The 26,160-nt window shown below is 65.3% G+C and carries 20 protein-coding genes; 12 read left to right on the top strand and 8 right to left on the bottom strand.

Annotated elements, in window-relative coordinates; genetic code table 11:
* Positions 1-4 precede the first annotated feature (4 nt).
* The 5 genes from yidC to J2W14_RS01075 all read left to right on the top strand — a co-directional run bounded on the left by yidC (position 5) and on the right by J2W14_RS01075 (position 4,718).
* Positions 5-985 carry a membrane protein insertase YidC gene (gene yidC / locus J2W14_RS01095; RefSeq protein WP_307457150.1) on the top strand — a complete coding sequence of 327 codons (981 nt, stop codon included), beginning with the start codon at positions 5-7 and terminating at the stop codon, positions 983-985.
* Positions 985-1,602: a Jag family protein gene (locus tag J2W14_RS01090; protein ID WP_307457147.1), complete on the top strand. Its 618-nt coding sequence runs from the start codon at positions 985-987 to the stop codon at positions 1,600-1,602. Before yidC ends, J2W14_RS01090 begins: the two co-directional genes overlap by 1 nt.
* Positions 1,603-1,619: 17 nt before the next feature.
* Positions 1,620-2,270, top strand: coding sequence for a 16S rRNA (guanine(527)-N(7))-methyltransferase RsmG (gene rsmG, locus J2W14_RS01085; protein WP_307457144.1), 651 nt, complete (start codon positions 1,620-1,622; stop codon positions 2,268-2,270).
* An 85-nt stretch (positions 2,271-2,355) separates the two neighbouring features.
* Positions 2,356-3,423, top strand: coding sequence for a ParA family protein (locus J2W14_RS01080; protein WP_307457140.1), 1,068 nt, complete (start codon positions 2,356-2,358; stop codon positions 3,421-3,423).
* Between the two features lie 68 nt (positions 3,424-3,491).
* Entirely contained in the window at positions 3,492-4,718 is a 1,227-nt protein-coding gene (locus J2W14_RS01075; protein WP_307457137.1) for a ParB/RepB/Spo0J family partition protein, read from the top strand.
* 496 nt (positions 4,719-5,214) lie between these two features.
* Here the strand turns inward: J2W14_RS01075 and J2W14_RS01070 are convergent, their stop codons facing one another.
* From J2W14_RS01070 to J2W14_RS01045, 6 genes are all read right to left on the bottom strand, one after another.
* On the bottom strand, positions 5,215-5,367 hold the full coding sequence (locus tag J2W14_RS01070) for a hypothetical protein (protein ID WP_307457135.1): 153 nt from the start codon (positions 5,365-5,367) through the stop codon (positions 5,215-5,217).
* A gap of 4,547 nt (positions 5,368-9,914) precedes the next feature.
* Positions 9,915-10,241, bottom strand: coding sequence for a thioredoxin (gene trxA, locus J2W14_RS01065; RefSeq protein WP_307457132.1), 327 nt, complete (start codon positions 10,239-10,241; stop codon positions 9,915-9,917).
* 37 nt (positions 10,242-10,278) lie between these two features.
* Positions 10,279-11,235, bottom strand: a complete 957-nt coding sequence (trxB, locus tag J2W14_RS01060; protein ID WP_307457130.1) for a thioredoxin-disulfide reductase — start codon at positions 11,233-11,235, stop codon at positions 10,279-10,281.
* A 176-nt stretch (positions 11,236-11,411) separates the two neighbouring features.
* Complete coding sequence (locus tag J2W14_RS01055) at positions 11,412-13,019, bottom strand: ABC transporter substrate-binding protein (RefSeq protein ID WP_307457127.1); 1,608 nt, start codon at positions 13,017-13,019, stop codon at positions 11,412-11,414.
* Positions 13,020-13,191: 172 nt separating this feature from the next.
* Positions 13,192-15,246 (bottom strand): murein biosynthesis integral membrane protein MurJ, encoded by a 2,055-nt coding sequence (gene murJ / locus J2W14_RS01050; RefSeq protein ID WP_307457122.1) that lies wholly within the window; start codon positions 15,244-15,246, stop codon positions 13,192-13,194.
* A gap of 60 nt (positions 15,247-15,306) precedes the next feature.
* Positions 15,307-15,855: an NUDIX hydrolase gene (locus J2W14_RS01045; RefSeq protein ID WP_370871156.1), complete on the bottom strand. Its 549-nt coding sequence runs from the start codon at positions 15,853-15,855 to the stop codon at positions 15,307-15,309.
* A gap of 170 nt (positions 15,856-16,025) precedes the next feature.
* On the opposite strand from J2W14_RS01045, the gene J2W14_RS01040 reads away from it, so the two are divergent.
* The 5 genes from J2W14_RS01040 to J2W14_RS01020 all read left to right on the top strand — a co-directional run bounded on the left by J2W14_RS01040 (position 16,026) and on the right by J2W14_RS01020 (position 21,926).
* On the top strand, positions 16,026-17,492 hold the full coding sequence (locus tag J2W14_RS01040; RefSeq protein WP_307457119.1) for a CCA tRNA nucleotidyltransferase: 1,467 nt from the start codon (positions 16,026-16,028) through the stop codon (positions 17,490-17,492).
* On the top strand, positions 17,493-18,077 hold the full coding sequence (locus J2W14_RS01035; RefSeq protein ID WP_282378878.1) for a histidine phosphatase family protein: 585 nt from the start codon (positions 17,493-17,495) through the stop codon (positions 18,075-18,077).
* Between the two features lie 647 nt (positions 18,078-18,724).
* The gene (locus J2W14_RS01030) at positions 18,725-18,865 is read left to right on the top strand and encodes a hypothetical protein (protein WP_307457115.1); all 141 of its coding nucleotides are present in this window, start codon (positions 18,725-18,727) and stop codon (positions 18,863-18,865) included.
* A gap of 159 nt (positions 18,866-19,024) precedes the next feature.
* Positions 19,025-20,494: a glycosyltransferase family 87 protein gene (locus tag J2W14_RS01025; protein WP_307457112.1), complete on the top strand. Its 1,470-nt coding sequence runs from the start codon at positions 19,025-19,027 to the stop codon at positions 20,492-20,494.
* Positions 20,487-21,926 (top strand): phytoene desaturase family protein, encoded by a 1,440-nt coding sequence (locus J2W14_RS01020; RefSeq protein ID WP_307457109.1) that lies wholly within the window; start codon positions 20,487-20,489, stop codon positions 21,924-21,926. The genes J2W14_RS01025 and J2W14_RS01020 overlap by 8 nt, the downstream gene beginning before the upstream one ends.
* A gap of 29 nt (positions 21,927-21,955) precedes the next feature.
* On the opposite strand, the gene J2W14_RS01015 is transcribed toward J2W14_RS01020, so the two are convergent.
* Entirely contained in the window at positions 21,956-22,657 is a 702-nt protein-coding gene (locus tag J2W14_RS01015; protein WP_307457106.1) for an ABC transporter ATP-binding protein, read from the bottom strand.
* A gap of 46 nt (positions 22,658-22,703) precedes the next feature.
* A complete protein-coding gene (locus J2W14_RS01010; protein ID WP_307457103.1) occupies positions 22,704-23,801 on the bottom strand; it encodes an ABC transporter permease in 1,098 nt (365 codons plus the stop codon).
* A 187-nt stretch (positions 23,802-23,988) separates the two neighbouring features.
* Between J2W14_RS01010 and J2W14_RS01005 the strand changes: the two genes are divergently transcribed.
* Both J2W14_RS01005 and J2W14_RS01000 read left to right on the top strand, forming a co-directional pair.
* Positions 23,989-25,359: a sensor histidine kinase gene (locus J2W14_RS01005; RefSeq protein WP_307457100.1), complete on the top strand. Its 1,371-nt coding sequence runs from the start codon at positions 23,989-23,991 to the stop codon at positions 25,357-25,359.
* A complete protein-coding gene (locus tag J2W14_RS01000) occupies positions 25,356-26,012 on the top strand; it encodes a response regulator (protein ID WP_307457095.1) in 657 nt (218 codons plus the stop codon). The genes J2W14_RS01005 and J2W14_RS01000 overlap by 4 nt, the downstream gene beginning before the upstream one ends.
* Positions 26,013-26,160: the final 148 nt, after the last annotated feature.

The following is a 26,160-nucleotide window of genomic DNA, read 5'->3' as shown; positions in this document are numbered from 1 at the left end:
TCGTATGGATTTCTTTGAAACAATCATGTTTCCGTTCAAGTGGCTTGTATCCGCCATCATGGTGGTCTTCCACGATGGCCTGAGCGCCATCGGCATGCCCGCCGCCAACGGCTGGACGTGGACGCTGTCCATCATCGGGCTGGTGCTGGTGATCCGCGCCGCCCTGATTCCCGTGTTCGTCAAGCAGATCAAGGCCCAGCGCGGCATGCAGCTCCTGCAGCCGGATCTGAAGAAGCTGCAGGACAAGTACAAGGGCAAGACCGACCAGCTGTCCCGCCAGGCCATGGCCCAGGAACAGATGGCCATGTACAAGAAGCACGGCACCAACCCGTTCTCGGCGTGCCTGCCCATGCTGATCCAGATGCCGTTCTTCTTCGCCCTCTTCACCGTGCTGTCCGGCATTACGACGGCGGCGGACAGCGGCAAGGGCATCGGCGCCATGAGCCACGAGCAAGTGGTGCAGTTCGACGAGTCCAGCATCTTCGGCGCCCCGCTTTCCGCCACCCTGCTGCACGGCACTCCTCCCGGCGGCAACGTGGTCGCGGTGTGGATTCTCTCGATCGTGATGATCCTGGCCATGACGGCCTCGCAGTTCATCACGCAGAAGCAGATCATGGCCAAGAACATGTCCGAAGAGGCCATGGCCAGCCCGTTCATGAAACAGCAGAAGATGATGCTGTATGTGCTGCCGATCGTCTTCGGCGTGGGCGGCATCAACTTCCCCATCGGCGTCCTCATTTACTGGACCACCACCAACCTCTGGACCATGGCACAGCAGTTCTTCGTGATCCGTCGCATGCCGACTCCGGGATCCCCGGCGGCCAAGGCCCTGGCCGAGCGCCGTGCCGCCAAGGGCCTGCCGGCGTTGCCGCTGACGGGCGCCAAGAAGGCCGAGGCCGAGGCCGCTGAAGCTGCCGCCGCCGCGGCCCTGGTGGCCAAGAGCCAGCGCGTCCAGCCACAACGCAAGAACAGGAAGAGGAAGTAATGTCCGCCGAGAGCACCGAACACGCTATTTCCGCCGAAGCCATCGAAGAGCAGGACGACGCCCTGAGTGCAGTCCAGGATACCGGGCAGGACGTTGAGTCAGGCGCCGGAGCCGAAGATTCCGAGGGTTCCGAGGACAAGGGCACTTCCGCCAGCCGCCTGGAAGAAGAAGGCGACGTCGCAGCGGACTACCTCGAGGAACTGCTGGACATTGCCGACATCGACGGCGACATCGACATTGAAGTACGCAACGGGCGCACCTACATCTCGATCGTCGCTGAGGAAGAATCAGCAGGCCTCGACAGCCTCGTCGGCAAGGACGGCGAAGTTCTCGAAGCACTGCAGGAGCTGACCCGGCTTGCCGTGCTGTCCGCGACGGAAAACCGCTCCCGGCTCGTGCTGGACATCAACGGCTACCGCTCGGAGCGTGCCGGCGAGCTGCAGAAGATAGCCGAAGACGCCGTCGCCTCCGTGAAAGAATCCGGCGAGACCGTGGCTCTGGCACCGATGAGCGCCTACGAACGAAAGATTGTGCACGACGCCGTTGCCGACCTGGGGCTCATCAGCGAGTCCGAAGGCGAAGGCGCCGACCGCCACATCGTCGTTTCCGCAGACTGAAGACGCCGGACAGCTTGATGGTTGAAATTACCCCCGCCGAACTGCAGGCAGCCGAGAAGATCTTTGGGGACCGGCTGGACCTGGCCAAGCGCTATGTGGAACATTTGGCCACATCCGGAACGGAGCGGGGCCTGATTGGGCCCCGCGAAGTGCCCCGGCTGTGGAGCCGGCACGTGCTGAACTGTGCCGTCATCGAGAGCCAGATTGCCGAGGGAAGCCATGTGGCCGACGTCGGCAGCGGCGCCGGCCTTCCCGGACTGTGCCTGGCCATTGCCCGACCGGACCTGGAACTGACCCTGATCGAACCCCTCGAACGCCGTGTCATCTGGCTCCAGGAAGTCGTGGATGACCTCGGCCTCGACAACGTCACGATCATGCGCACCCGCGCCGAGCTTGCGGTTGGTATGGTGAACGCCGACGTCGTCACGGCACGCGCCGTTTCCGCCCTCGCCAACCTCGCAGGACTGACCATTCCGCTGCTGGCGGGCAAAGGTGAAGTTGTCGCGATCAAAGGACGCAGCGCCGGCGAGGAAATCGAAAAGGCCGCCAAGGTGATCCGGAAGCTTGGCGGTACGCAGACTTCCGTTGTACTAGTGGGCGAGGACCTCCTCGAAGAACCCACAACCGTAGTCCGAATCGTTGTGAATAAGCCTCAAAAGATTGCCTAGCATCAGCCCGTTGCCCTCGGACGCCAAGGGTAAGAGGTTAGGCTAGTAACCGGCAGAACAGCCGAACGAGAGTGAGTGTGTCACAGTGACCAGTAGCGAAGCCTCCACACAACGGATTCCCCCGTTTGTGTCCCTGGGGTCCGCACGGGCCTTCGCTGCGCCCGCAGTCGCTCCCGCCTACTCCGGAAATCGCACCACATCGGTTGCGAAGACCACCGGCATGGCAGGCGTTTCACGTGAAACATCTGTTGCCGGCCCCGCGACCGTACTGGATTCCATAGACGACTCCAGCCCCATCGCCCGCGAGCTCGCCCATGAGAACAAACGCCGGGAACGCCTCCTGGGCCGCCCACTTCCGAAGCCGGAGAAGACGCGCATCTTCACCGTCTCCAACCAAAAGGGTGGAGTGGGCAAGACGACCACCACGGTCAACATCGCCGCCGCTCTGGCCGCCGCAGGCTTGAATGTGCTGGTCATCGACATCGATCCGCAGGGCAATGCCTCGACTGCCCTGGGAATTGAACACCACGCCGACGTTGACAGCATCTACGATGTGCTCATCAACGACATCCCGTTGCAGGACGTTGTGGCGCCCTGCCCGGACATCGCCAAGCTGATCTGCGCGCCCGCGACCATCCACCTCGCCGGCGCCGAGATTGAACTGGTCAGCCTCGTTGCTCGCGAGCAGCGTCTCCGCCGGGCGATTGATGTGTACGCCAAGGAGCGGGCGAAGAACGGTGAGGAGCGGCTGGACTACATTTTTATCGACTGCCCGCCGAGCCTGGGGCTGCTGACCGTCAACGCCTTCTGTGCAGCCAGCGAGGTGCTCATCCCGATCCAGTGCGAGTATTACGCCCTGGAGGGTTTGAGCCAGCTGCTGAAGAACATCGAAATGATCCAGAAGCACTTGAACGCGGACCTGGTCGTCTCCACGATCCTGTTGACCATGTACGATGGCCGCACAAACCTCGCCGCCCAGGTGGCGGCCGAGGTGCGGGAACACTTCCCCGAGCAGGTTCTCGGCGCCGTGGTCCCCCGTTCTGTGCGTATTTCTGAAGCTCCCAGCTACCAGCAGACCGTGATGACTTACGATCCCTCATCCAGCGGTGCCCTGTCCTATCTGGAAGCCGCAGCCGAAATCGCGGAACGTTAGAATCTTTTCGAGAATTGCACTAGCTAGAGCCCGGTGCTGCCAGGCTCTTCCAATGGAGGGATTTATCCATGAGCGATAAGCGACGCGGCCTCGGCCGTGGACTTGGGGCACTCATTCCAAGTTCCGCTGCGGCTGCCGGCAACGGTTCAGCGCCGTCCCGTCCCGTGGATCTGTTCTTTCCGGAGTCTCGAAAGCGGACACCGGCTGTCGAGGCAGCGGCTACGGAAGAAAAGGCCACACGTCCCGGGACGGAGGAAACTGCAAAGCCGCAGGTGCCCACGTCCTCGCCGGCACCGGCGGGTACCTCCGACGGGCCGGAGGAAGAAACTGTTTCCGGGGCCAAGAAGGCAACGCCCCGGAAGACATCTGCGGCCAAGGGTGAGGCGCCCGCAGCAGCAGCTGCGCCGGCCGCCCGGAAGCCGGCAGTCGACGAACCGGACCCTTCAACTGAGAATCAGGGTGTTGAACTCGTGGAGGTGCCCGGCGTCCGCTTTGCGGAAATCCTGGTCACCGACATCCACCCCAACCGCAAGCAGCCGCGCTCAGTCTTCGATGAGGACGACATGGCGGAGCTGGTTCACTCGGTTCGTGAGATCGGTGTCCTCCAGCCAATTGTAGTCCGCACTTCAACTGAAGAAGGTGGAGAACCCTACGAGCTCGTCATGGGCGAGCGTCGCTGGCGGGCAGTGCAGGCCGCGGGCCTTCAAACCATCCCCGCCATTGTCCGGGATACGACCGACGACGACCTCCTCCGCGATGCCCTGCTGGAGAACCTGCACCGGAGCCAGCTGAACCCACTCGAAGAGGCCGCCGCGTACCAGCAGCTCCTCGAGGACTTCGGCACCACCCACGAACAGCTGGCTGACCGCATTGGGCGATCACGCCCCCAGGTGTCCAATACGCTCCGTCTGCTCAAGCTTCCGCCGCTGGTCCAGCGCCGTGTGGCCGCCAGTGTTATCTCTGCCGGACACGCCCGCGCGCTCCTGGCACTCCCGGATGCTGCCGCCATGGAACGCCTGGCGCAGAAAATCGTCGCTGAAGGCATGTCTGTCCGCGCGACCGAAGAGGCCGTGACGCTCTACCAGAATCCGTCGGCGACACCGAAGAACAACATTCCGCGCCCCGGGGCGCGGCACGAGCGCCTGGATTACCTGGCTTCTTCACTTTCTGACCGGCTCGATACGAACGTCAAGATCTCCCTCGGTGCACGCAAGGGACGAGTCAGTATCGAGTTCGCGAGCGTGGAGGACCTCAATCGGATCATGGATGTCCTGACGCCGGGGGCTTCCAGCTAGCCCACATCGTCGGCGAAGGGACCTGTTTCACGTGAAACAGGTCCCTTTTTTGGTGGCTGTGCATTATCCGCTCGGTCACGCGCGTTTTTTTGTACTGGCCGGATGCCGTACGGTGCCCAAGGAGCCGCCCCGGCAGTCTTGAAGGGTTCCTTGCACCGTAGTTGGTGGCGGTGGATTGCAGCGCTAGTTGTGACCGTTTTATGTGGGAAGAACCTGCAGCCCTGGGCTGTAAATTGATTGTTGTTCTCGACCCTTCATCTGGTTAACCACACGGAACTGGGATCCGTACGTTTCACGTGAAACAAGGTCGTACTCACGGGGTTGCAGGTGCAGTCTGGAACTGTCCAGGAGAGTGTCCGCCTTTCCGGGGCTGGAACCAGAATCCCCACGGGGCGTGGCCGCGAGGCTATACCAGTCACGATTCCTGGCACATAAATTGACCGTCTCCCGGTATTCAGTCCTTGCACCGCCTGGGTGTTGTCGCCGGTATCATCGGCTATTTTAGGTGAACTGCCTGCATCACTGCAGGCTGTAGATCCAAAGGATGCGTCTCGACGATTGCCGCGCCCGTCGTGCGGCACTGTATGAGCGCCCAGACCTGGTCGTCAATCCCCTGGTTGGGCGCTTCTTTGAGCTCAGAAAGTTCCATAGTGATCCTCTTTGTCAGCGTTGGTCTGGTTTGCCAACACTGAACAGGCATCGGAGCGTTTCACGTGAAACAAGATGGTACCGCCGGGTTATCGGGATTTGATCAAGACGCATTGAATGGCCCGTAGAGAGAGGTCATTGAAGGGCAGATAGGCGAACACATCACCGAGCCTGGCCGGAGGAGCCTGAGGCGGAGATCGTCACCGCAGGAAACGATCCGCCGTTCCGGGATCGGAACCAGACTCGCCATGGTCCGGCCTGTCAGTACGCTGTACGCGCACGTTCGCACGTAAAGGTGAGTTTTGCGGTCGATATCGAGTATGGAACGGAAGCGTGCCGAATTGTGTGGGCTGTTGGGTTTCACGTGAAACATCCGGTGATCTGGCTTTCAATAGGATCCGGGTTCGGCCGCATTACCGCCCCTGGTACGCGCGTGAGTCGGGTCCGAACGAGGTGCCACAGGGTGGACGCTGCCACCCAGCGGTTGCCAGAACCGCTGGGGACGGTTTTCTACGCCGGAACGGTCCGGGGAGGGATTCTGACTCCCCCGAAGGACGCTACGGAGCCGTAAGCGCCTGTGTGGGCCTGGGATGTTCGCGCGTCCCTGGACTTCTATGTCCCTTGGCGCGGGATTTATTCTTCGACCCGCCGCCCACGGGACTCCAATGCACTTGGCTACTAAGCGCCGGCGGGCACCTGCACCAGCACTGCATGCCGGTCATGGACTTCAGCGGTAGCGAGCGTCGTGCTGTAGGCCGGAATAAGAGTGGTCGCAGGAGTGAGACCTGGCCGCCTTGGTGATGCCCCCGGCCGTTGTCCGCTCTGCCAACGTCCGGGAGGGCTCCGCGGCCGTCAGGGGAGGTATGGATGCTGCCCGGTGCCCCGCCGTGGAGCGGAACCAATGCGGGTCTGGTTGGGGCGCTGGGACGCGTGCAGGGGCCCATGCAGTGGCGGGATTCATCGGACCGGGCCCCTTGATGAACTTACCGGCCATTCAGGCCAGCCGCAGGGTAGGCCCCGTTTCGAAGGCTCGGCACCCGAGGCGTGCCGCTGCCGTCCCCGTGTGAAGGGAGGCTCGGATGGAGACTCTTCGGAATCTCTCCGGAGGCTGTCTGGTTCCCAGGCGGGATCCCATCCGCGCGGTATGAGTGGTGTATCCGCCTGCATCGACCTCAGCGGGCACGGGTTTTGGAACTTCGGATCTTCAGCGGTATTGGCGTTTGGTACTGGGCGTATTTCGACTCGGTCCTTGCTGCCGGACGGCGCGCTCCCCCTCGGAAGACAATCTGTACCGGGAGGGATGTCTGCCAGTGACGCTCGGTCGGCTCCTGCAGGCTCCCATTGTGGGTGCGCCTGCGGGGAAGCTGCTAGCAGGCGGCACCGGGTCGGTCCTCGCTGGACCAAGAGCGCTGGATGTATGGCTTGAGTGGGCGATTCCCTGCTGATTTCAACTGCTTCCTTCAATGGCGCCGATGATGCCAGTGCGGTGACCAGGCGGGTGCGCCGGCCCGAATGAGGCGTCTCGTACAAGCGGGGGAACGGTGGATAGACCGGTGGATATCGCGGTGGATATCGCGGTGGATAGCGCTGTGGATAACTTTGTGGATTAGTTGGCCGAGCTTGTTCCAGGGAACTGCCCTCCGCTGGGCTAGTGGACTCAAAGTGAACGGTGGATGCACCTCTTCGACGACGGGGCCTGTCCTGTTTCACGTGAAACAATCGCGGTTCCCGAACCGTGATCCAATTCACGCGAGCCCGTTCTTTCTAAATCCCCCGCTGACGGTTAATTTCTCGCGTATTTATGCAGGATTTGCCCGACTACTCCAGGACGGAATGGCATCGGCAGCGGTGGTTCCTCAGCTGCTGGCAGCGCGGAGAACCAGTGTCTTGAGGCGGGAGATGGACTCACCCTCTTGCCGCGTTGCAGAAACGCGGAACGGCCCTGTGACAAATCCCTCACAGTCTGTGGATAACTATGTGCATAACATCTGTGGAGAAACCTGTGGGTAGTGGCGCTCGGGGATCCCTTCGGGCTGGCTGCACCGAACACCCGGCACTCCGTTTCGATACGCAAGCAGCGGGCGGAGCGTCCACTATTACGCCTCAGCACCAGCAACGCGGGGGCAGCCGCCCGGCCTCCCTTCATCTTGCTTGCCCGCACCTTGGGGAATTGCCGACGACGGCTCAAACGCGCCGGCTGGCTGAGCTCCCGGACTGCTGGGACTTCAGTCGACTGTTCGTGCAGGCCGCTAGGATCGCACGGTACGCGCACGAAAGAGTCTGGTCGCCTCATGAAGGAACCTCGGTGGGGTAGGGTCGATCCCAGTCGCAGAAGGCACGTTTCTGAGCCCCGGGGATCCCGCGTAGGGATCACTTGGCGCAGCATTTCGTGCCGGGGCAGGGGAAGCGTCCACAACAGCCGGGCCCCCGGCGTAGGCGTTCCGATATCCCGGGGTCGTCCAATCCTGCGGGTTAGCTGTGGTCCCCAAGGGCAGCTTCTCTGGATGGAATTTGGTTCTCTCCTCGTGTGGGTCAGCATGCGGGACGGGGACCACCGTCCGTTGCTGGGTGGACCAGGGTGTCGAACTCTGGGTACGTGTGTCCCCTCTCCCCGCTTGTTGAGAGGGTTGCGGGTAACCGCTGATGTGAGAACCGGGGAGCATTTTGATCGCGACTGGCCTCGGGGGCCGGCACAGGTGCTGGGTCCGAGACTTGCTGATATGTCTGCTCAGGTACGGCATCCCGGCCGGGCCTGCTGTCGGCCTTCGTCCCGGCCAAACTCGGACACAACACCTGAGCCTGGCTTGGAGCCGGCGGCAGTGTCACGTCTACGAACAAGAGGCAGCGGTATTTTGCTTCCCGACAGCAAAGGGAAAGAAAATCAAGCAGGCCCGGCACGAGGGGTGGTCCGCCGATTGCCCGGTCCGCTGTGCCCTGGACGTCCGTGCCGCAGCGTTTGCGGTATAGGTCGTAACGTGTGCCTCGATGATGCGATACGGCGGCGTGGAGGCTTCCAGGGCTGGTTCCGGTTCGATTGAGAGGTGCTGGTCTGCAGCCGGGACTCCCTTCGCCGACCGTGCCGCCGGATGGGCGGGACCGATGATGTTTCACGTGAAACTCCTTACTGAGGTGCCCAATTCGGTGCTCCAAATACGGATGCAGGTATGTATCGCGACGCGAGACTTCCCGGTTTATGCACCCGCAGCAGTCCACGAGTCCCGGTTTCCAGACGGCGTCATTCTCGATTGGTGCCGCCCCCGGGTGGTTCTTCGAACGTCATCGACGACGACAAATAGTCTCCGGCAGCCGCCGTTTTGTCATTCGGGGTCTAGTTCTGCGCTTAGACGAGAGTCGATTATCGGATCGGAGGAGCCGGATAATGCCTCTCCACGCAGTTCTATACGCTCGTTCTTGAACGAAGGGATTACTTTAAGCACCCCGAAACGCTGCTTGAGCCGGGTCGGATCCAAGTATGTTTCACGTAAAACACGGAGGCTCTGCTGTGGCGCACGGAAGATTCCAGTACCGTAATGGTTCCGGGGCGCCGAAAGATGAGACCAGGGCGTGCTGCGACTGTTTCACGTGAAACAGTCGCAGCTACCCCTGGACAGTTAGCACTAGAGGTGACCCTCCGCGGGGGTTCACAGTGAGCCGATCTGTACTGCCCATTCGACATCGAGGCAGATGTTCCACGTGAAACATTGCGCCGCCACCGAGCTAGCGTCCTTCATGCCCCGGCCAATTGGGTCCTAGGGGCGCGGCAGCGTGAGGTGCCAGTGCCGAACTATAGGAGCGCCACTATTCCTGTGGGCCTCCGCTTGAATAGCGATTAGCGGACTCCGACGCTCGTTGATTGGCGTCGCCTCGGAGGAATTGCCCTGCGACCTGGAGACCTCCGCGGGCGAAGGTCTCACTTGGGCAAATATCTGGCCTGACCCTGACCTTGGCCTGACCCCTGCCCGGCATCCCAGCGGCGGTGGTGATGGGACATTTACGGGCAGTTTTCCAGGAGGGTCACGGCCCGGTATCCCGGTACCAGAAGGCTGGGCCGGGCATTGCCGTGGGTGTAGGCGAAAGAATCAGGCCTGGGGGGCTTCTTCACAGCCTATGGTTTGCGTAACTGACGACAGCTTCGATGCCGATGTTTCACGTGAAACCAGGGTCACCGTCGCTCACTCCCCCATGCCGGAGCGCCATCAACATGTTGGCGGCTTGTCGATCGCCGCCGCCTCTTGTTTCACGTGAAACGTAGCCGGCTGCCCGGCGCCCCTCGTCCGCTACTCCTCAGTATCACCGGGTTAGGCTACCCCGGTCACGGGCGGGGTAGCCTCGTCACGACAAACGGGAACCGCACAATTTTAGTGAGTAAAACACTCTATTTGAGTAGTTTTACTTGTTGCCTCTATGTCTTAGTACTGGCCTGCGACTAGTCGGTCCTCCGCACAGGGCCAGACATCTCATCAGGTGACAAAGAAGTGGCCCCACTCCCGTCACAGGAAGTGGGGCCACTTTTGCACGGTGTCTGCGCTCAGCACAGACCCGAAGGGACTAGGACAAAACGTCCGCGAATTCCTTTTCGAAGAACTGCTTGGGGCGCGCCCCGATCACGGTGCCCTTCACTTCCCCGTCTTGGAACAGGTAAACGGCGGGAATGGAGGTGATGCCGTACTGGGCTGCGATCGCCGGGTTGTCGTCGACGTTGACCTTGACGACGTCCACCTTCTCGCTGTATTCCACGGAGATCTCGTCGAGGATCGGTCCGAGCTTGCGGCACGGGCCGCACCACTCCGCCCAGAAGTCCACGATGACCGGCTTGGAAGAAGCCAGTACGTCGGTGCCGAAACTAGCGTCTGTTACTTCTTTTGCGTTGCTCATTGGCCCTGTCTCTCTTCGGTTGGATACTGCGCGCCGATTAGGCGTGGAAGTCTGCGAGGTAGTGCTCGACGTCGAGGGCGGCTACACAGCCGGACCCCGAAGCCGTGATGGCCTGGCGGTAGGTCGGGTCGATGACGTCGCCTGCGGCAAAGACACCCTTGATGCTGGTCTGCGAGGTGCGGCCTTCAACAGCAATAGTGCCCTCGGGAGTCAGGTCCAGCTTGCCCTTGACGAGATCGGTGCGCGGATCGTTGCCGATCGCCACAAAGACGCCCGTGACGGCGAGTTCTGTTTCGGTGCCGTCCACGAGGTTCTTCAGCTTAAGGCCGGTGACCTTGTCCTGGCCGAGGACATCCTCGACGCCGGTGTTCCAGACAAAGCTGATTTTCTCGTGTGCCAGGGCGCGGTCGGCCATGATCTTGGAGGCGCGCAGTGCGTCGCGGCGGTGCACGACGGTGACGGAGTTGGCGAACTTGGTGAGGAACAGTGCCTCTTCCATGGCGGAGTCACCACCGCCGATCACGGCAATGTCCTGGCCCTTGAAGAAGAAACCGTCGCAGGTTGCACACCAGCTGACACCGTGTCCGGAAAGGCGCTTCTCGTTCGGCAACCCGAGCTCACGGTAGGCCGAACCGGTCGACAGGATGATGGAGCGCGCCCGGAAGGTCTCCCCTGAGCCGATCGTCACGGTTTTGATGTCGCCGTCGAGCTCCAGCTCGGTAACATCCTCGAACTGGATTTCGGTGCCGAACCTGGCAGCCTGCTTCTCGAAGTTTTCCATCAGGTCCGGACCCATGATTCCATCCGGGAAGCCCGGGTAGTTCTCGACGTCCGTCGTGTTCATCAGCTCGCCGCCGGCGGTGACCGATCCGGCCAGGAGCAGCGGCTTCAGGTTGGCGCGCGCCGTGTACACCGCGGCGGTGTAGCCCGCGGGGCCGGAGCCTACGATGATGACATCACGTACTTCGGACGCGGTGTTTTCTGCGTTGCTCACTGAACGGTGAACCTCTTCCTTTGTCGATGCACCCGCCTGGATGGCCGGCCACATGGCACAACTACTACTTGGGGCTGAATATTCCGGTCGGACTGGGCATCACGGGAGGACGCCAGCACTCAGGATACCGTCTTGGCCCTGAGAACCGCCGGGAGACCGCCCTGGTGAAGGGCCTGCTACTGGACCTTGATCTCGGCCAGACGGAGGCCAAACCCGTACCGGGTCTTCGGGGACGCGAGCTTGGGCAGGGTCTTGATTGAGACGATGACATACTCCGCGGTGGTGGGCTCCTGCAGGGGCATCGTCAGGTCCGGGGAGGTGAAGCTGTTGCTGCCAACCTGCTTGGCGCCGTCCAGGGACGGACTGTCGTTGGTGAAGACGCTGATGCTGCCGCCGGACGCCCCCAGCTGGCTCAGCGTCACCGAGGAGACCTCGGAGGGGTTCTCGAGCTTGACGACGAGCGGAACCTCGGTGGTCAGGCCGCCCCAGTTGTCCGTGGCGAATTCCATGTCCGACCAGTAGCTCGCGGCATTGCCGTCAAAGGTTTTGACCAGGTCACCGTCATAGGTGCCGGCAAAGTCAAAGTTGCCCAGCCGCGTGACGTCCTCAATGACGGGCGGGCCGGAGGCCGGCGCGGCGCTGGCGGTACCTGACGGCTTTGCCGACGTCGGACCGGGCGCGCCGGGGGACGTAGTGCCGGCGATGGGCTCAGGAGTGTTCGTGAAGAGACTGCCGAGATTGGTCACGGCCAGAACCAGGCCCACCACGAGGACCGCGGCCAGCAGTCCGCCGACCAGCCAGCGCATGGAGCGGGGCTCGCGCGGAGGTTCCTCGTCCTTGCCGTAGTACTCATCATCTGCGGCGGAGTGGCTGGTCCGGGCCGAGCCCGGGAAGAACCCCGGGGCGCGGTCCGCGGAGGCACTCTCGGCCGCAGCGGCAAATGCCGGTGCCTGACCCTGCTGGGAAGTGCGCCCGCTGTCGGGGGCGGGCTGGTCGTAGTCGTCGTCTGACCACAGCGACACCTTGGGTGTTTCCGCAGGTGTTGGCGGCGTGGAATCACGTGCAGCGGGTTTCGGGGAGCCTCCCTGGACCGGCTGGGGAGCCGTTACGTGGGGGGCGGCCTCCTGCGATGCGGTGTCGGGGGACTTCGCGCTGGATGACGCGGCCGCTGCGGCTCCACCCGCGGCGGCTCCGCCAGCCAGTCCGGCGGCGCCGGCGGCGCCGGCCCCAGCGCCAGCGGCCTGCGTCGACGTGGCCGGACGCAATGGCGGGCGGGCAGGGGAAACCGGCGGCACCGCCGGCTTGGCCTTCTGCGCCGGCGCGGCCGGCTTCTGGTTCTGCCCGTAGGTGATGTACCCGGCGTCCACCTCTTCTTCGTCGTAGAGGCCGTCGTAGGTTTCGGGCTCGTGGGATCGCGGCTGACCGAAGATTTCGCTGCCCAGCGTGTCCGTGAAGAACGGTTCGACGTAGGGCGGGTGGGACGATACCACCAGGTCCAGCAGGTCAGCGGCCGGAGTGTGGTTGGTGATGAGGTAGGTCGTGTCCTCACTGACCCCCAGATCGAGGATCTGTACGTGGCCGGGACGTTCCCCCGTGGCGACTTCGCGGGCGCTTCGGGCCACCTGATCGGCGTTGTCGGGGCCGGCCACCAGGATGCTCACGGCACGGTTGAGTACCTGGTCCACACCGTCCAGCACCAGATCCTGGTCATGTGAGGTCAGTACAGTGGCAGTGACCTTGTAACGGCCACCTAGTACTGATCCGACATCGATCGGGTGGGACACGGGCTCCTCCTAGACTGTCCGGGAGCTGCCGAGCTGATCACTTCATCAGTGACCGCGAGCCGTCCGGTAAAGCCGGTGGACCCCTGGTCTGCAACTCCCCTTGTTAGTCTTCGATCCTAGCCGATGCACCGGTCCGGCCACGGAAGCACGGCGACGCAGACGCGGCCGGATACTATTTTTTCTTCTTGCCGCCGAACGGGAAGTAGGGGTTGTGCCCTGCCGGGCCCTGGTAGGTCCTGCGCCCGGGCAGGGGGACATCGCCGCCCAGGCCGCCCTCCGCGGTGCTGGGCAGATCCTCGGCGGGGAGGTAGCCACCTTCGGGGCCGGTGCGTCCGGCCCGTTCGTCCCGTTCGGACAGGTCAGGACCGGCACGGAAGGAGGAAGCGTCGAATTCCCCGGAAATCCTTGGAATGAGTCCGGTGTCCACCGCGACAGTGGCGCGTTCCGGCCTCGGCTGGCCTGCGGGGGCGCCGTCAGGATGAGTCCCGGCAGCGGGCTCCGCAGCCGACCGGCGGCGCAGCCGACCCAGCAGAGGCTGCAGCAGGTCGCTCAGCTCGGTCACCCGGAAGAGCTTCAGCAGGAGCAGGTAGGCCGCCAGCATCACGGGCCCGACGACGACGATCGTCACCAGCGCGGCGGCGGGGGTGCTCCAGGCGAACCCGTCCCGGCTGTAGCTGCCCATCAGCCACAACGCCGCCGCACCGGCCAGGGCGGAACCCAGCGCGGCGTAGCCCATCCGGATGTAGGCGTTGGCGATCCGCGGGCCGTCCAGGTGACCCAGGAGCCGGCGCAGGAAGATCGCGCTGACGATCACGGAGAGGATATTGCCGCCGGTGTAGAGGACGGCGATGGCGAAGATAATCTGATCGAACGGCAGGAACTGGATGGTGAACGCGGCAACCACGTTCACGAGGGCCAGCACCAGCTGGATGAAAAACGGTGTCCGGGCGTCCTCATTGGCGTAGAACACACGGGACATCATGAAGTTGGCGCTCATGAACGGCGTGCTGAGGGCCAGGATGGTCAGCGTCTGGGCCAGCATGACGCCGTCCTGGGGCACCCCGCCCGAGAAGAACATGCCCAGCGGCCCGGCCAGCGCGAACAGGGCCAAAGCGCCGAACACGGTGGCCACGGCCATGGTCCTGAGCCCGTGGGAGAGCGCATTGCGCAGCGCGGCGTGGTCCCCGTCCTGCGAGGCCCGGGTCATCCGGTTGAACAGCACCGTGGCGAGCGACAGCGCGATGATCGAGTGAGGGAGCAGGTACAGCTGGCTGGCCACCTCCAGCACCGCGTTGCCGGGCAGCGTATCGGCGGCCGGATCCCCTGCCTGTTCCAGCCGGAGGCGCTCCGCGCCCGGGATCGTGGCGATGCGCATGACGTACAGGAAGGCCAGCTGCCCGACGGCGGCTGTCGCCAGGGTCCAGACGCTCAGCCTGGCGGCCTGGCCCAGTCCGACCCCGCGCCAGCCGAAGCGCGGCCGCAGCCCGAGCCGGAGCCGGAACACCGGGACCAGCAGGATGGCGGTCTGGGCAATGACACCGAGGGTAGAGAATCCGGCCACCAGGAAAGTCTGGGTGGAGCCCCAGGTGTCCAGGGTGTGGGGGTTGCCGGCGTTGGCGCCGAAGGTCCAGATGAACATGCCGAGGCCGGCGATCGCGACAATATTGTTCAGGATCGGCGCCCACATCGCGGGCCCGAACGCGCCGTGGGCATTGAGCACCTGGGTCAGCAGGGCGTACAGCCCGTAGAAGAAGATCTGCGGAAGGCACAGGAACGCGAAGGACACCGCGAGGGCCTTCTGCTCCGGCGAGTATCCCTGCGTCGTGAGCTCAATGACCCACGGCGCCAGCAGCGTCACTGTCAGAGTCAGCGTCAGCAGGACCAGCACGGCGAGCGTCAGCAGCCGGCTGATGTAGTCCGCTCCCTTGTCCGGAGCCTTGCTGGCCTTGATGATCTGGGGCACCAGCACGGCATTGAAGACGCCGCCCGCCACCAGCAGGAAGATCAGGTTCGGCAGATTGTTCGCGTTGATGAACGTGTCGTTGACCGTGGAGCCCAGCCCGAGGGCGGCCGCCAGCATCCAGGTCTTGGCGAAGCCCAGGAAACGCGAGACCAGCGTTCCGGCAGCCATGATGGCGCTGGAACGGACTTCTCCGGATTGGACGGCGTTGGAATCGGCGGGGCCGGAGTGCGCGGGGGTGGGTTTGGGTGATGACATCGTCTTCATCGTCTCATCCGGGCACTGATTTAGGCGCTATCCGCGTCCGATAAGGGGGGTTGTGGGGGCCTAACGGTGTTCTGGCAGAACTTCCTTGGCCAGGTCGGCGATGCGGCGTTCGTTCGGGAAGGAGAGCTTCCGGGCCAGCTCAAGGATGGGAACCCAGGCGACGTCCACGGCTTCCTTGTCCGGATCATTCTCGATCGTCAGTTCCCCGCCCGTGGCCTGCAGAAGGTAGTGGTGGACGGTCTTGTGGACGCGGTGCCCGCTGACCGTGAACCAGTAGTCGATGCTTCCCAGCGGTGCGAGGATCTTGCCCTCGATGCCCGTTTCCTCCGCGATCTCCCGCACGGCGGCTTCCTCGTTGCTTTCCTTCCCTTCCGGATGGCCTTTGGGCAGGCACCATTCCAGCCGCCCGCCGCGGTTAAGGCGGGCAATGATCGCAACCCGCAGTTCGCCGTCGGAAGTGTCCACCACAACGCCGCCGGCGGAGATTTCTTCCACCGTGGGGAGCGAGGCCTGTCCGGAGTGCTGGACCGGCGCGACATTGGCACCGATTGCCGACGGCAACGGTGCGTTTGTCCTCCTGCCGGGAGCGCTCGGTACGGGATGGGCCATGAAGTCCACTCTAACGACTCTTGTCCGCACTTGATGACCTAAACATGGCAGGAAAGTGGACGGCCGGGAAAGTGGATCGCCCGATCCGTCCCCGGCTTCGCTGCAAGGAGCCGGACTTGGCGAGCATTCGGTGTGGTGCTGGCCGGGTTTTCTGACAAGCTTAAGAAACTATGGCGCACGCACATCACAAGACTGACTCGCACACTGTTGATTTCCAGGTGGACCCTGTGGTCCTGGAGCTTGGGCAGCGGTTTGTCGACGCCGGCCACGAACTCTCCCTGGTGGGCGGGCCCGTGCGCGACCTGTTCCTGGGCAGGGTGTCCCCCGACCTGGACTTCACCACCGACGCCACCCCGGACCAGACGGTCGCCCTGATCAGGAAGTGGGCCGACAACTACTGGGAAATCGGGCGCGCCTTTGGCACCATCGGGATGCGCAAGGCCGGCTTCCAGATCGAAATCACCACCTACCGCGCCGAGGCGTACGATCCCGACTCCCGCAAACCCGCGGTGGCGTTCGGAACGTCGCTGACAGATGACCTGCTGCGCCGGGACTTCACGATCAACGCCATGGCCCTGCGCCTGCCCGCGCTGGAGCTCGTGGATCCGTTCGGCGGCGTCCGCGACCTCCACGCCTCCATCCTCGCCACCCCGGGGGCGCCGGAATCCTCCTTCTCCGACGATCCGCTGCGGATGATGCGCGCCGCCCGCTTCGCCGCGCAGCTGGGGATCACGGTGCATGAGGACGTCCGCTCCGCGATGTCCCGGATGGCGGAACGGATCACCATGATCTCCGCGGAACGGGTCCGCGAGGAGCTGGTCAAGCTCATTTGCGCGGCGCACCCCCGGGCCGGCGTGGACCTCCTCGTGGACACCGGGCTGGCTGACTTCGTGCTGCCGGAGGTCTCCGCCCTGCGCCTCGAATCGGATGAGCACCACCGGCACAAGGACGTGTACCAGCACTCGCTCCAGGTCCTGGAGCAGGCCGCCGCACTCGAAACGGATCCCGACGGCCCGGTGCCCGGGCCGGACTTTGTGCTGCGGTTCGCAGCCCTGATGCACGACGTCGGGAAGCCGGCCACGCGACGCTTCGAACCGGGCGGCGCGGTGAGCTTCCGGCACCACGACATGGTCGGGTCCAAACTGACGACAAAACGGATGAAGGCGCTGCGCTTCGACAACGACACCATCAAGGCCGTGGCCAAGCTGGTGGAACTGCACATGCGCTTCTACGGCTACGGCGAAGCCGGCTGGAGCGATTCCGCGGTCCGCCGCTACGTCACCGACGCCGGTCCGCTGCTCGAACGGCTGCACCGGCTGACCCGCTCGGACGTGACCACCCGCAACCAGCGCAAGGCCGAGCGGCTGGCCTTCGCCTACGACGACCTCGAGGCCCGGATCGCGGCCCTGCGGGAGCAGGAATCGCTGGAGGCCGTCCGCCCGGACCTCGACGGCGGGCGGATCATGGAACTCCTGGGACTCAAGCCCGGCCCTGTTGTCGGCCGCGCCTACAAATTCCTGCTGGAGGAACGGATGGAGCACGGCCCGCTCGAACCCGCCGTCGCCGAGGCCAAACTGCACGAATGGTGGGCTGCACAGCCCGAGTCCGCCGTCGCACTCTCAACCGAGGAGTCCTAAGTGATTGCACCTTCCAACGCCCCCCGCCCGCAGCTGTGGATCCTGCGGCACGGCGAAACGGAGTGGTCCAAGAGCGGCCAGTACACCGGCCTCACCGACCTCCCGCTTACCGTCGAGGGGGAGCAGCAGTCCGTGGAGGCACGCAAGGTGCTCGACGCCGTCGACTTCGACCTGGTGCTGACGTCCCCGCTGCGCCGTGCGCGCCGGACCGCGGAACTCGCCGGCTTCCCCGACGCCCAGCTGGAGCCGCTCGCGGTCGAATGGGACTACGGAGACTACGAGGGCATCAGCTCGGACCTCATCCGCAAGGACAACCCGGAGTACCTGATCTGGACCCACGGGGTGCCGAACGGCGAAGCGCTCGATGACGTCGCCGCGCGCGCCGACAAGATCGTGGCACGGGTGCTGGAATCCGGCCTGGACAATGTGCTCATCGTGGCCCATGGACACTTCTCCCGGATCCTCACCGCCCGGTGGCTGGGGCTCGATCCCCACGAGGGCCGGCACTTTATCCTCGGAACCGCGAAAGTCTGCACACTCGGCTGGGACAAGAAGACCCCGGCAGTGGTCCGCTGGGGACTATAAACACGATTTAGAAAATAACTTCAAGAAAGTTTATGAATGCGGTAGTCAAGTGCTGCATTGTTGGTGTATTTTTATTTCTGACCCCAGAGCGTCCTGCCGGGGTCGAGGCGCGCGTCGCCCGGCTAGTCAGCCGGAGCCACGGCATAACAGAAAAGGAGGTTGGGATAAATGATTACTTTGACTAGCGGATGGATGTACTTCGTCGCCGCCACCCCGGCCTCTGACGCTGAATTGCGCCCAAATTTCGGTCCGACTGTCTCCTGACCCCTCCCGCCGCCGCCAGGTCCCTGACCTAGGAAGCGGAGCCAGCGCGGTACCGGCACTCCCCTTCCCGGGAGTCCCGTGACAGTGGACTGAACGGGCGGAACCACGCGGTTGCGCAGCATCCCCAAAGTTCGGAACCCAGCTTCTTGTTGGGGTTGCGGCGCCCCGCGTCCAAGAGCCTCCCTTCGCTTTTGCGAAACCGTGTAATTAGCGCCGGGCATTTGCCTGCCCAATTACGGCCTTTTATTCTTCAATTCACAGAGGCTCTAATTGGCATGCCCAATTACCCCCGTTCCCGCAGTACCAATGAAAGGTCCATCGTGACAATTGCCAGCATCACAGCCCGACCACGCAGCACGAGCCGGCGGCGGGAGGTGACCACCATGAAGCAGAAACTCCAGAGAATACTGCGCCGGGGCCTCAAACCGGCCCCACGGCACACAACGCTGTTCAACGGACAACTCCTCGACCAGAAGCGTGAAGACGTCTACGTCGTTATGCACCAGATGGGCCTCATCCGCTGAGGCAGGTCCCGGCATCGAAGGAGGAACCGATGACTGACATCGGAACCGATCCGCAAGGAGCCCACGCGGCGACGCGTGGGCTCCCCCGGTTAAGCACCCGTTCAGCCGTCCGCCCGGCGCAGCACCGGCACCCGCAGCCGCCCCGGTAAGCTCGGGGACATGCAGGAGACTAAGCCGCCGGAGCACCGCAGACGTGTCCGACTGGTCATTCCGAGCCGCAGCGACCCCATGCTGAGGAACTTCACCGAGCTGATCGGTGGACCCATGGGCCGCCGCTCTGCCCCCGGCATCGTTTCCCCCGGATTTTTCACCGTCGAACGCGTCCTGATCCTGCTCACCGTTCTGGCAGCCGTGATCGGCGTCCTGCTCAAGTCCTACTGCCGCGGCAACGGCTGGGAAACCCCGGGCCAGTTCTATGCGACCTGCTATTCGGACTTCCCGGAACTGTTCAAGAACCGCGGCCTCGGCGAAGGTACCTTCCCCTTCATCACGCAGGGGACGTTCTTCGAGTACCCCGTCCTCATGGGCTTCATCGCAGGCGCCACGGCCCTGCTGGTGCCCGGCGAGGGCGTCTCGGCCGGCCGCATCCTGGCCTACTTCGACATCAACGCAGCCCTGATCCTGGCCGTCTGGATCGTTACGGTCCTCGCCACGGCACGGATGGCCCGCCGTCGACCCTGGGACGCGGCCATGGTGGCGGTGGCTCCCGGCCTCATCCTGGCCGGCACCATCAACTGGGACATGTGGGCTGTTGGACTGCTGGCCCTGGGCATGTATTTCTTCTCTCGGAACAAACTCGTGCTGGCCGGGATCTTCATCGGGCTGGGCACCGCAACGAAGCTCTACCCGGTGCTGATTCTTGGCGCTGTCCTCCTGCTGGCCCTGCGCACCGGGAGGATCCGGGCGGTCCTGGTCACGGCCGGCGCCGCCGCCGCCGCGTGGCTGGCCGTCAACCTCCCGGTTGCCGCCGTCAATCCGGAAGGCTGGAAATACTTCTACCAGTTCACCGAGGACCGGCCCGCGGGCTACAGCTCGCCCTGGTTTGCCTACAACCTCGTCGCCGGGCGGCTGGGCTGGCTCCCCCTGCAGCCCGAGGCGATCAACACCCTGGCCATGAACATCTTCGTGCTGGCCTGTGTGCTGATCGGCGCACTGGCTCTGGCCGCGCCCCGGCGGCCCAGGCTCGCACAGCTCGTCTTCCTGATCGTTGCCGCGTTCATCCTGACTAACAAGGTCTACTCACCCCAGTTCGTCATCTGGCTCATCCCGTTGCTTGCCCTGGCCCGGCCGCGCTGGCGCGACTTCCTGATCTGGCAGACCTTCGAGGCGCTGCACTGGGCGGCCGTCTGGATGTACCTCGGACAGGTGACGAGCGGCGGCGTCTCCCAGCACAATATTGATATGCCCTACTACGTCCTGGCCGTCGTCTTCCACATGATTGCCACCGGCTACCTCATGGCGCGGGTGGCCTGGGAGATCTGGGACCCCAGCCACGACGTGGTCCGCCGGTACGGGATGGATGATCCGCAGGGCGGGCCGTTCGAAGGGGTTCCGGACCGGCTGCGGGTTGACTTGCTGCGGCCCGCGGCATCCGTGCTGCCTTGGCGGAGGGCGTCCGCGGATGCCTGATGTCGCTGTCGTCGGATCAGGACCGAACGGGCTCGCCGCGGCGGTGACCCTCGCCCGCGCCGGACTGAAGGTGCACGTCTACGAGGCGGCGACCACCCCGGGAGGGGGACTGCGCACCACGGAACTCATGGAGCCCGGCCACTTTCACGATGTCTGCTCGGCGGTGCACCCGATGGCCCTGGCCTCGCCGTTCTTCCGGGAGTTCGAACTGTCCCGGCGGATCCGGCTGGAGATACCCGAGGTCTCCTACGGAACACCGCTGGACGGCGGCCGGGCGGCGCTGGCGTACCGCTCCCTCGAGCGCACCGTAGCCGGCCTGGGACGCGACGGCCGCGCCTTCCGGCGGCTGATGGCCCCGCTCGTGCAGCGCGCGGACGGCATCACGGACCTGACGCTGAACCAGCTCCTGCGGATACCGCACGACCCGGTGGCGGCCGCCCTGTTCGGAGCCCGGGTCCTGGAGCAGGGCTCACCGCTCTGGGGGTTGCGGTTCCGGGAGGAGCTGGCGCCCGCGCTGCTGACCGGGGTCGCCGCGCACGCCGTGGCGCAGCTCCCGGCCCCCGCCCCGGCCGGAGCCGGCCTCATGCTGGGGACCCTGGCCCATACGGTCGGCTGGCCCGTCCCGGTCGGCGGCTCCGCGGCGATCGCGCAGGCCATGGTGGCGGACATTGAAGCGCACGGCGGGGCCGTGGAAACCGGGGCCCGGATCGGATCCCTGGCGGACCTGCCTCCGGTCCGCGCCACGCTGCTGGACGTGGCGCCGCCCGGGCTGTTGAGAATGGCGGAAGGCAGGCTCCCCGACCGCTACCGCCGCGCCCTTGAGTCGTTCCGGTTCGGAAACGCGGCCTGCAAGGTCGACTTCATCCTGTCCGGCCCCGTGCCGTGGGCGGCGCCCGGGCTGGCCGATGCCGGCACGGTCCACGTGGGCGGCACCCGTGCGGAGATGGCCGAGGCGGAAAACCTCGTCGCCGCAGGGCGGCATCCGGAACGGCCCTATGTTTTGATCTCCCAGCCATCGGGCTTCGACGCCGGGCGGGCACCGGAGGGCCGGCACATCCTGTGGAGCTACTGCCACGTGCCGGCCGGATCCACCGTGGACATGGCGGAGGCCGTGACGGCCCAGCTGGAGCGCTTCGCGCCCGGATTCCGCGACCTTGTCCTCGGCCATCACGTCACGACAGCGGCTGAACTCGGGAAGTACAACGAGAACTACGTCGGCGGGGACTTCAGTGCCGGCTTGATGGACCTCCGCGGCATCATCCGGCGGCCCGTCCTCAGCCCGGTCCCCTGGCGAACCCCGCTGCGCGGCGTCTACCTCTGTTCCTCCTCCACCCCGCCGGGGCCCGGCGTGACAGGCATGCCAGGATTCCACGCCGCTAAATATGCCCTAAGAGACATATTCGGCCTCGGGCTGCCGGCCCTCCGGATCTAGGGGCGCCTGCGTCACCATGGGCAAGGGCCTCAGGCCAGGGCAGGACTCACCGGCTGCAGGGCGGAGAGCCCGCCATCACGCATGCTGGCGACCGTATCCGTCAGCGGGACGAAGCCGGTGTCGTGGGTGACCATCACGGTCGCGACGCCGAACTCGTCCGTAACCTGGCGCAGCAGCCGCACAATGGCCTCGCTGCGGTCGTGGTCGAGGGCGGCTGTTGGTTCATCCACCAGCAGCACGGCAGGATCCCCCATCAGGGCGCGGGCGATATTGACCCGCTGACGCTGGCCGCCGGAGAGCTGGTGGGGCCGTTTCCCGGCCGCCGGGGCCAGTCCAACGAGATCCAGAAGGGCGGCGGCACGGACCCTGGCCGCCTTCGCCGGGTTGCCGCGCAGGTGGTCGCTGATCACCAACTGCTCCAGCGCGGTCAGGGACGGCAGCAGGTTCGGCTGCTGGAAGATGATGCCGATCTGGTCCCGGCGCAGTGACGTGCGTTCCTCCCCGGACAGTCCGCCGGCATCGATCCCGCCGATCAGCACGAGCCCTGCCGTGGGCCTGACGAGAGTGGCGGCAACGGCCAGGAGGGAGGATTTCCCCGACCCGGAGGGGCCGACAAGAGAGAGGAACTCCCCCCGGGCGAGCTTCAGGTTGACGTCGTCAAGCGCTTTGAGGGTGCCGTCGCCATCGGGGTATTCGAGGGTGACGCTGACGAGATTCAGGGCGGTGTTCACGGTGTATGCCTTTCAGGGAATGTTTTGAGTGCGGTGCGGAACGGGGCTAGTTGCCGCCCAGGGCCAGGAGCGGATCGACCCGGGTGATGCTCCGGACCGCCACGGCCGCGCCCGCCAGTCCGAGCACCACAATGCCCGCCGCCGGCAGCAGGGTGGTCTGCGGGGTCAGCAGGAACGGGGCTGCCCCGGCCGCGAGGAAGCCGCCGGCCACGCCGGCGGCGCCCCCGGCCGTGGCCCCGGCGAGGAGCACGAACGCCGCCTGGACCATCGCGTCCTTGAGGACGTAGCCGGAGGATCCCCCGAGTGCCTTGAGGACCGCGATATCGCGGGTGCGCTGCACGGTCCACACCGTCAGGAATGCCACGATGACCAGGGCAGAGATCCCGTACAGGAACGCCTGCATGAGCAGCAGGGAACCGTTTTCGCTTTTGTAGGATCCCAGGGCCTGGAAGGACCCGTCCCGGGTCGTGCTGACGGTCCCGGCCGTTGCGTTGGCGGCATCGACGTCGAGCGCCAGTTCGTCGTCGGCGGTGACCGCGATGACGGTCGCGGCGGCATCATTGCCTGAGATGTGGGCCAGCGTCTGCCAGTCGCCGAGCGTGGTCCAGACAACGCCGGTGTGGGAGTACCACTGGTCCGGGACGACGGCGGAGACGGTAAGTTCGGTACCGCCCACCGTGGCGGGACTGCCGGCATGCAGCTGGAGTTCCTCGGCGAGGCTGCTGCCGATCACGACCGTTCCCTCGGCTACGGGGGCCGGCGCCAGGCCGGTGCCGCCCTCCGTGCCGAAGACAGCCACGCTGGCCGTCCCGGAAGGGGCGCCCGCGGGGCCGATCGCCTGGAACCGGCTCTGGCTGATGCCCAGCAGCTCGGCGTGCGCGACGCCTTCCCGGGAGTCCCACTCGGACCATTGCCCGCGGGTGACCTCGGACTCGGTAAACGACGCCTTGGCGCTGTCTCCGGCGGGGGCTCCAAAGACAATCTGGTCCGCAGGGAGCGCGGCGAGGGCCGATGTCGATTGGTTGCCCAGGCCGGCGGTGAGTCCGGAGAGCAGCACGAGCAGCAGGGTGATGAGCGCGACGACTCCGCCCATCAGGGCAAAGCGTCCTTTGGCGAAGCGGAGGTCGCGGAGAGCGAGATACATGGCAGTCCTTCTCTTAGGGTTTCAGGCCTAGTTCCAAGCCTCCCGCTGCGTCACGTCGCCGGCATCGCCCGCCCGGTGGGGACTGCAGGCCGGAATGGTTGACCGGCGGGTCAACCAAAAGGTTGATCGTGGCCCGCCGGAAGTCGGTCCGACCGGAATCGGCCCGCCCCGGCACTACGCTGAAAGCATGGATGACAAGGCCGGCAGCACACCGGCAGGGACCGCCACCGCCGGCACCCCGGATGCCGCGGTGATACTGCGCGTCCTGCGGGTGTGCCTGCACAGCGGCTTCGCTGTCCTGCTCCTGGTTGCCGTCGTGCGGCTGCTGGGAACCGGCCTGCAGGGCACGGGCTGGCTCGCCCTGGGACTGGCGCTGATTCTCGCGGCGGTCTACCTGCTGGGCACGGTCCTGGAGAAACGCCACTCCACAGATCCGTCCCGGTTCGATCCGCGGCCCTACGCGCACCTGTGGCTCGGGGCCGTCTGCCTGCTCTGGCTGCTGTTGATCTGGGCCAGCGCCGACTTCGTCTGGCTGGCCTTCCCGCTCTTCTTCCTGCAGTTGCACGTGCTCCCGCTGCGGCTGGCGCTGCCGGCGATCGCGCTGAGCACGGTGCTGGTCATCGTGGCGCTCTGGTTCCACAACTCCGGAGCGGATGGCGGTGCCCTGCAGTTGCCGATGGTGCTGGGACCGGCGTTCGGGGCGGCCTTTGCCGTCGTTACCGGGCTGGCGTACCGGGCGCTCTACTTGGAAGCCGAAAAACAGCGGCTCGCCGCCGAGGAGCTGCGCCGCACCCGCGCCGAACTTGCCCGCAGCCAGCACGACGCCGGCACACTGGCCGAGCGGGCACGGCTGGCCCGCGAAATCCACGACACCCTGGCCCAGGGTTTCTCCAGCATCGTGCTGATGGGCCGCTCGGCGGAAAAGTCCCTCGACGACGGGGACACGGACACGGCCCGGGACCGGCTCCGGACGGTCCAGGAGACCGCCTCGGCCAATCTGGCCGAGGCCCGAAACTTCGTCCGCGGCCTGCAGCCCCCCGCCCTTGCGGAGCACCCGGCGGGGAAGTCAGCGGAGACCCCTGCGGAGAATCAGACGGGAAGCCCGCCGGAGGATCCCCTGGTCAGCAGCCTGCGCAGGCTCTGCGAAAAGACCGAAACCGAGGCGGCCGCCCGCGGCACCCGGCTGCGCTGCCGCTTCGACCTTGAGGGAACCCCGGTGGATCTGCCCAACCCGTACCGCACCACCTTGCTGCGGGCCGCGCAGTCAAGCCTCGCAAACGTGTGGGTGCACGCCCGGGCGGGCACCGCCGTCGTGACCCTGTCCTTCCTGGGCAGCGAAGTGGCGATGGATATTTTCGACGACGGCGCGGGCTTCGACCCCTCGGCGGTCACGGGTGCCGCCGGGCGCCCCGACGGCTCGGGCTACGGGCTCAAATCGCTCCAGGAACGGGTGGCCGCGCTGTCCGGCAGCCTGGACATCGAGTCCGCGCCCGGTGAAGGCACGGTGGTGGCCATCCGGCTCCCGCTCGGGGACTCCGCGGCAGGGAACCCGGCGTGAACGACATCCGAGTCCTGCTGGTGGATGACCACCCGGTGGTCCGGGCCGGGCTGAGGGCCATGCTGGGCGATTTCGAGGGCCTCACCGTCGTCGCCGAGGCGGCCGACGGCGGCGCGGCCCTCGCCGAGCTCTCCCGGCTCCATACCCTAGGCGAGCCGGTCGACGTCGTCCTGATGGACCTGCAGATGGGCGCCGGCATGGACGGTGTCACGGCGACGGGCAGGATCAAGGCGGGCGAGGCCGGCCAGCCCGCCCCGCCCGTCCTCATCCTCACCACCTACGACTCCGACGCCGATATCCTCGCAGCAGTGGAAGCCGGAGCGAGCGGCTACATGCTCAAGGACGCCCCGCCGGAGCAGATCCGCCAGGCGGTGCTCTCCGCCGCAGCCGGCCAGACCGCGCTGGCCCCCGAGGTGGCCGCCCGGCTGATGGGGCGGATCCGCAACCCCGAACCTGCCCTGTCCGCCCGCGAAATCCAGCTGCTGGAGCTGCTCGCCACGGGCCTGGGCAACCGGGCCATCGCGAAGCAGCTGTATATTTCCGAGGCAACGGTCAAGACGCACCTGGTGCACATCTACGGCAAGCTCGGCGTGGACAACCGGACGGCGGCGATCTCCGTGGCCGCGCAGCGCCGGATCATCCGGCGCTTCTGAGCCCCTTCACCGCGTTCCTGCCCAGTTACCCCGTCGGGCGGTGTTGTCCGCGGCTGGAAATCCCCCGGAGTTCCGCGGACCTGCCGGCCTCCGGTGGAGTCCACTCCGGAGTAACCGGGCGGGAGCGTCGGACCAGGAGAACTTTGTG

Origin of the sequence: Pseudarthrobacter oxydans (assembly GCF_030812335.1) — a bacterium.
GTDB lineage: Bacteria > Actinomycetota > Actinomycetes > Actinomycetales > Micrococcaceae > Arthrobacter > Arthrobacter oxydans_B.
The sequence above is the reverse complement of the archived record's forward strand: the minus strand, read 5'-3'. Positions and strand labels throughout refer to the sequence as shown.

Coding starts and splice junctions, on each gene's coding strand:
- trxA (WP_307457132.1), bottom strand. CDS start 10,241: ATGAGCAACGCAAAAGAAGTAACAGACGCTAGTTTCGGCACCGACGTA.
- murJ (WP_307457122.1), bottom strand. CDS start 15,246: ATGAAGACGATGTCATCACCCAAACCCACCCCCGCGCACTCCGGCCCC.
- J2W14_RS01030 (WP_307457115.1), top strand. CDS start 18,725: ATGAAGCAGAAACTCCAGAGAATACTGCGCCGGGGCCTCAAACCGGCC.
- rsmG (WP_307457144.1), top strand. CDS start 1,620: ATGGTTGAAATTACCCCCGCCGAACTGCAGGCAGCCGAGAAGATCTTT.
- J2W14_RS01005 (WP_307457100.1), top strand. CDS start 23,989: ATGGATGACAAGGCCGGCAGCACACCGGCAGGGACCGCCACCGCCGGC.
- J2W14_RS01045 (WP_370871156.1), bottom strand. CDS start 15,855: ATGGCCCATCCCGTACCGAGCGCTCCCGGCAGGAGGACAAACGCACCG.
- J2W14_RS01075 (WP_307457137.1), top strand. CDS start 3,492: ATGAGCGATAAGCGACGCGGCCTCGGCCGTGGACTTGGGGCACTCATT.
- J2W14_RS01070 (WP_307457135.1), bottom strand. CDS start 5,367: ATGGAACTTTCTGAGCTCAAAGAAGCGCCCAACCAGGGGATTGACGAC.
- J2W14_RS01020 (WP_307457109.1), top strand. CDS start 20,487: ATGCCTGATGTCGCTGTCGTCGGATCAGGACCGAACGGGCTCGCCGCG.
- J2W14_RS01040 (WP_307457119.1), top strand. CDS start 16,026: ATGGCGCACGCACATCACAAGACTGACTCGCACACTGTTGATTTCCAG.
- J2W14_RS01025 (WP_307457112.1), top strand. CDS start 19,025: ATGCAGGAGACTAAGCCGCCGGAGCACCGCAGACGTGTCCGACTGGTC.
- yidC (WP_307457150.1), top strand. CDS start 5: ATGGATTTCTTTGAAACAATCATGTTTCCGTTCAAGTGGCTTGTATCC.
- J2W14_RS01090 (WP_307457147.1), top strand. CDS start 985: ATGTCCGCCGAGAGCACCGAACACGCTATTTCCGCCGAAGCCATCGAA.
- J2W14_RS01010 (WP_307457103.1), bottom strand. CDS start 23,801: ATGTATCTCGCTCTCCGCGACCTCCGCTTCGCCAAAGGACGCTTTGCC.